General features: G+C 66.8%; 5 protein-coding genes. All 5 read right to left on the bottom strand.

Annotated elements, in window-relative coordinates; all coding sequences use genetic code 11:
- Positions 1 to 699 (bottom strand): glucan biosynthesis protein (locus tag AC1D0P_RS20890; RefSeq protein WP_477678499.1); only part of this gene is annotated, 699 nt, incomplete at its 3' end.
- A 348-nt stretch (positions 700 to 1,047) separates the two neighbouring features.
- Positions 1,048 to 2,412, bottom strand: coding sequence for a sigma 54-interacting transcriptional regulator (locus tag AC1D0P_RS20885; RefSeq protein WP_477678501.1), 1,365 nt, complete (start codon positions 2,410 to 2,412; stop codon positions 1,048 to 1,050).
- Positions 2,412 to 3,095: a hypothetical protein gene (locus tag AC1D0P_RS20880; RefSeq protein ID WP_477678498.1), complete on the bottom strand. Its 684-nt coding sequence runs from the start codon at positions 3,093 to 3,095 to the stop codon at positions 2,412 to 2,414. Before AC1D0P_RS20880 ends, AC1D0P_RS20885 begins: the two co-directional genes overlap by 1 nt.
- Positions 3,079 to 4,500 carry a sensor histidine kinase gene (locus AC1D0P_RS20875; protein WP_477678500.1) on the bottom strand — a complete coding sequence of 474 codons (1,422 nt, stop codon included), beginning with the start codon at positions 4,498 to 4,500 and terminating at the stop codon, positions 3,079 to 3,081. The genes AC1D0P_RS20880 and AC1D0P_RS20875 overlap by 17 nt, the downstream gene beginning before the upstream one ends.
- Positions 4,501 to 4,532: 32 nt before the next feature.
- Positions 4,533 to 5,747, bottom strand: a 1,215-nt coding sequence (miaB, locus tag AC1D0P_RS20870; protein WP_477678497.1) for a tRNA (N6-isopentenyl adenosine(37)-C2)-methylthiotransferase MiaB, incomplete at its 5' end; no start/stop codon positions are given.

Here is a 5,747-nt window from a genome sequence, read left to right as displayed (position 1 = left end):
GTTGCTGCTGGTGGCGGCCGGGCGCATGAAAATGCGCGCCTGAACTTTGGTGGTGCTCTGCTCGCCGGGCGTGATGTCGAAGCGGTAGGCGCCCGTCATGCGCTCTGAATCCATCAGCGCGTAGACCGTCAGCTGTTTCGCGTCGGCGGCGGGTTTTTCAAGCCAGAAATCGGTGAAACGCGGAAACTCTTCCTTGCCGCCGCCCACCGTGTCCACCGCCAGGCCGCGCGCCGACAGGCCGTAGCGCTGGCCGCTGCCCAGGGCCCGGAAATACGTGGCGCCGGTGAACACCACCAGCTCGTCCTTGTAGGTAGGCGAATTGAGGTTGCTGAAAAAACGCACGCCGCCGTGGCCCAGGTCGCCCCAGGTCTGGGGTGACAATTTGTTTTTACCGAAATTGAATGTGCTCGGGTCGTAAGGCAGGGGCTTCACGCCCGCTGTCGTGATTTCGTGAATGCGCACCGAATCGCCGTGCCGGCCGACATGGAAAAAGTTCGCTTCRTAAGGCAGTTTGTCGGCGCGCCATAGCGTGCTGGCCGCGTTGAAACGGATGTCCCGGTAGTCGTCGTAGCCCATCTTGGCGAGCTCGGCGGGCACGGCGTGGGAAGCCTCGCGCCAAGGCGTTTGCGAGCGCTGGCGCGCCTTGGCGGCCACATCGTCGAGGCCGAAGGCCTGCGCCTGGCCCGCTGCGAGCGTCAAGACTGCCAGGCTTGCGTACGCCGCAATTCGTGCCCGCAGGCGCAAGTTGGCGCTGCGCTTGAGGCCCACAGAGGCGTCAAAAAAAGGCAGGAAAAAAGCTGGCATGCCATGACTAGGGCAAACCCTGTGCCAGCTTGAAAAAACTGTTTTAAATCAATGGGTTAGGTGTGATGCCTGACTTAACAAAATGTAATCCGGCCCAGAAGCGCCAGGAATCGCTGTTTTTGTCGCCAATCAGCGACAGGATCTGCGAGTGCTTTGATTAAATCGTTTTAAATCAAGGGTTTATGCCTGTCGCTGGCCGGCGACGGCACGCAACGGCAAGGCGACAGTTCAGGGGCTCAGGGGCTAAGCCTTGAAGTGACCCGGCGTGAGCCCGTGTTTTTGCATCAGGCGGTAAAACTCGGTGCGGTTGCGGTCCGCCAGTCGTGCCGCGTCGGCCACGTTGCCGTCTGTCAATTTGAGCAGGCCCACCAGGTAGTCGCGCTCGAAATGCTGTTTGGCTTCGGCAAACGTCAGCACCTGCACGCTGGGCGAGCGCAGCGCGCGCTGCACCAGGGCCAGCGGCACCAGCGGCGTGGTCGACAGCGCGCAGACCTGCTCCACCACGTTGAAGAGCTGCCGCACGTTGCCGGGCCAGGCGGCGGTGCTCAGGGCCTTGAGGGCTTCGGGCGCGAAGCCGCTCAGGCGCTTGTCGTATTTGGCGGCCAGCTTCAGCAGGAAGTGGTTGGCCAGCAGGGGAATATCCTCGCGGCGCTCCGACAGCGGCGGCAGGGTCAGCGTGACGACGTTGAGCCGGTAATAAAGGTCGGCGCGGAACTGGCCCTCGGCCATGGCGGCGTCCAGGTCGCGGTGGGTGGCCGAGATGATGCGGACATCCACGGGAATCGACTGGCTGKAGCCCAGCGGCCGCACCACGCGTTCCTGCAGCACGCGCAGCAGCTTGATCTGCAGGGCGGGCGGCATGTCACCAATTTCGTCGAGCAGCAGCGTGCCGCCGTCGGCCGCCTGGAACAGCCCCTTGTGATTGGCCACCGCGTCGGTGAAGGCGCCCTTGACGTGGCCGAACAGCTCGGACTCGAGCAGGGCCTCGGGGATGGCGCCGCAGTTCACCGCGACAAAGGGCTTGCCGGCGCGCGGGCTGGCCTGGTGGATGGCCTGGGCCAGCAGTTCCTTGCCGGTGCCGCTCTCGCCGCGCAGCAGCACGCTGGCGTCGGACTGCGCCACCATGCGCGCCTCGGCCAGCGCCTCGGCCATGCGGCTGGAGCGGCTGATGATCTGGCTTTGCCAGGCTTCAGGGCCGCCGCGCCTCGCCGGGGTGGCGGGCGCGCTCAAAGCCAGGGCCTGGGCGATCTTGTCGAGCAGGCCCTTGCCGTCAAACGGCTTGGTGAGGTAGGTGAACACGCCGCGCTCGGTAGCTTCCACGGCGTCGGGAATGGTGCCGTGCGCGGTCAGCAGGATCACCGGCAGGGAAGGGTGTTGCTTGCGGATGTCGTCGAACAGCGCCAGGCCGTCCCGGCCGGGCAGGCGCACGTCGCTGAGCACCAGCTGCGGCCGCTCGATGTGGAGCTGGGTCAGTGCCGCTTCGGCCGAGGCGACGGCCGTGACGCGGTAGCCCGCCGCGGTGAGTCGCATGGTGAGCAGGCGCAGCATGTCCGCATCGTCGTCCACGACGAGCAGGTGGGGCGAAATGGCGCTGGCGGTGTCGCTCATCATGGGGCGGCGCGGGGCCGGCTGGCGGCGGGTGCGGAGGCGGGCGCCACGGGCGGGCGGCTCGTCAGGCTGCGTTCTATGGCCTTGAGCGCTTCCAGCCGCTCGTTGGTTTGGTCCAGCCGGCGCTGCACGTCGCGCAGTTGCTGGTTCTGCTTGTCAAGCTGCTCTTCAAGGCGGCGCTGTTCGGCATAGCGCGACGCCAGCAAGCGGGCCAGCGGGTGCAATGGCTGGGCGTCGGCGTTGCCCAGCACGCGGGCCAGCAACTCCTGGGCGCGTATCAGTTCGGGCAGCTGGCGCAGCTGGCTCAGCACCAGCGACAGCTGGATCTGGGCCTCGGGACTGGCGGCGTCGCCCAGCCGCGCGGCTTCCTGCGTGAGTTCGGCCGGCGGCATGACACGCACGCGCTCCGCGTACGCCAGCATGCGCAGCGTCATGCCGCTGGCGAACACCACCGCCTCGGGGAGCGGCGCGGCGGGTTGGCTGGCGCTGGGCCGCGCGGCCTGGGCGGCGGAGACCCCGGCCCGCGCCGCCTGGACGGCCGCGGTGTCGGTGCCGCGCTCAGGGGTGTGGCCGCCGCTGCTGCATGCGGTCAGCAGGGCCGATGCCAGCAGGGCCGGCAGCAGGCCGCAGCCGGCAAGGTGGGCCGCGAGCCGTGGGGGGAGGGAATCAGTACTTGGATGCATGGGGAAGCTCTATTCTGAAGTGTGCACCAGGTTGGTCGGGCATCAGGCTGATGCTTCCGCCGTGTGCGGCAATGTATTCGTGGACGATGGACAGGCCGATGCCGCTGCCGCGAACCACGTCGGCCGGCTGACGCTCGCCGCGGTAAAAGGGCTCGAAAATCCGCTCCCGGTCGGCTTGCGCGACGCCCACGCCCTGGTCGTGGATATCGATGCGCACAAACCCCCGCAGCGGGCTGAGTTCGAGACGGATCTGGCCTTTGGCCGGCGAATAGCGGATGGCGTTGGACAGCAGGTTGGCGACCGCGGTGCCGATTTTCTCGGCGTCTATTTCCATCACCAGCGATTCGCCCACGACGGTGACCGCCAGTTCGCGCGCGCGCCACTGCAGGCGTTGCGCATAGACCTGCTCTTCCATGAGCTGCAGCAAGTCCACGCTTTGCCGGTGCAACTGGCGCGCCTCGAAGGCCGCGGTGTTGAAGCGCAGCAGGTCCTCGATCTGGCTTTGCAGCACGCCGGTGTTGTGTTTCAGGATTTGCGCGATCTCGCGCTGGTCGTTGCTCAGCTCGCCGGCCACGCCGTCTTCCAGCAGCGACACGCCCTCGCGCAGCGAGGCCAGCGGCGTCTTGAGCTCGTGCGAGATGTGGCGCAGAAAGCGCGATTTGTCGGCGTCCAGTTCGACCAGGCGCAGCCGCAGCCAGTTCAGCCGCTGCCCGACCAGCGCCAGGTCGGCCGGTCCCTGGATGGCGATCACCTGGTCGAGCCGGTTTTCACCCAGGCCCACGATGGCGTTTTCCAGGCGCCGAAGCGGCAGGGTGAACCACACGCCGAAGGCCAGCGCCATGGCGACGGCCAGCACGATGGCCCAGGTCACCTGCTGCGCCAGTCGCTGGCGGCTGGCCTCCAGCTTTCCTTCGAGCGACTTGTTGCGCTGCTGGATGGCTTGCTGCACCTGCACCGCGATGGCGGCGTTGATGCCTTCCAGCTCACGGAACTCCTGCGCCAGTTGGCGCTCGCGGTCCAGCGCCGTATCGGGCGGGCCGGTCAGCAGGCCGGCGATCGTCTGTAGATGGGTGCGCCATTGGCGGGCCCTGACGACGGGAATGTCCTCGCGGGCCAGGGTCGCCAGGATGTCGCCGGCTTCCCGCAGTTCTTCGGAAAAGCGCTCCCTGAGCACCCGGTCGTCGAGCACCACCGACTGCCGCGAGGTGCGCTCCATAGACACGCTGCGTTCGCTGAGCGATTGCGCCGCGCCGCTGAGTTCCAGCGCACGGGCGGCGTTGTCGCGGCTTTGCAGCGAAAGGTCTTCCAGGGTGAACAGCGCGCGCAGCGAGGCGGCGCCCAGCAGGGCGGCGATCAGCAGGAAAGCGATCACCAGCAATTGCCGGAACGAAAATCGTTGCAGCATGCGCGTGGAGTACCTGAGCAAGGGCGGCGGCCTCAGGCCGCGACGGCGACGTCCCGCGTCAGGACTTCGCCGCGCAGCGAGCGCTGCGTGGCCTGGGTGATGGTGATGTCCAGCATCTGGCCGATCAGCCGGGGCTGGCCCTTGAAGTTGACCACGCGGTTGCATTCCGTGCGGCCCATGAGTTCGGTCGGGTCCTTGCGCGAGGCGCCCTCGACCAGGATGCGCTGCACCGTGCCCTGGCGGCTGGCGCTGATGGCGCGCACGCTGTCGTCGATGGTGGCCTGCAGATGCTGCAGCCGCCGCAGCTTGACCTCGTGCGGCGTGTCGTCATGCAGCGCGGCGGCCGGCGTGCCGGGGCGCGGGCTGTAGATGAAGCTGAAGGAGGTGTCGTAGCCGATCTCGTCGATCAGCTTCATCAGCTTGTTGAAGTCGTCCTCGGTTTCACCGGGGAAGCCCACGATGAAATCGCTGCTCATGGCCAGGTCCGGGCGGATGGCGCGCAGCTTGCGCACGGTGCTCTTGTATTCCATGGCGGTGTAGCCGCGCTTCATCGCCATCAGGATGCGGTCGGAGCCGTGCTGCACCGGCAGGTGCAGGTGGTTCACCAGCTTGGGCAGTTTCGCGTAGGCGTCGATCAGGCTCTGGGTGAACTCGTTGGGGTGGCTGGTGATGTAGCGGATGCGCTCAATGCCCGGAATGTCGGACACGTATTCGAGCAGCGTCGCGAAATCGGCGATCTCGGCGGTACCGCCCATGGGCCCGCGGTAGGCGTTGACGTTCTGCCCGAGCAGGGTGACTTCCTTGACGCCCTGGTCGGCCAGGCCGGCGACCTCGACCAGCACGTCCTCGAAGGGGCGAGAGACCTCCTCGCCGCGGGTGTAGGGCACCACGCAGTAGCTGCAGTACTTCGAGCAGCCTTCCATGATGCTCACGAAAGCGCTGGCGCCTTCGACACGCGCCGGCGGCAAATGGTCGAATTTTTCGATCTCGGGGAAGCTGATGTCGACCTGCGGCTTGCCCAGGCGCGCCCGGCTGGCCAGCAACTGCGGCAGGCGGTGCAGGGTTTGCGGGCCGAAAACCACGTCCACGTAAGGCGCGCGCTGGATGATGGCCGCGCCTTCCTGGCTGGCCACGCAGCCGCCCACGCCGATCAGCACGCCTTTTTCCTTGAGGTGCTTGACGCGGCCCAGGTCGCTGAAGACTTTTTCCTGGGCTTTTTCACGCACGGAGCAGGTGTTGAACAGGAT

Source organism: Polaromonas sp. P1_G2 (genome assembly GCF_056405515.1).
Note: the sequence above shows the minus strand (reverse complement) of the source record. Positions and strands in the feature narration are given on the sequence as shown.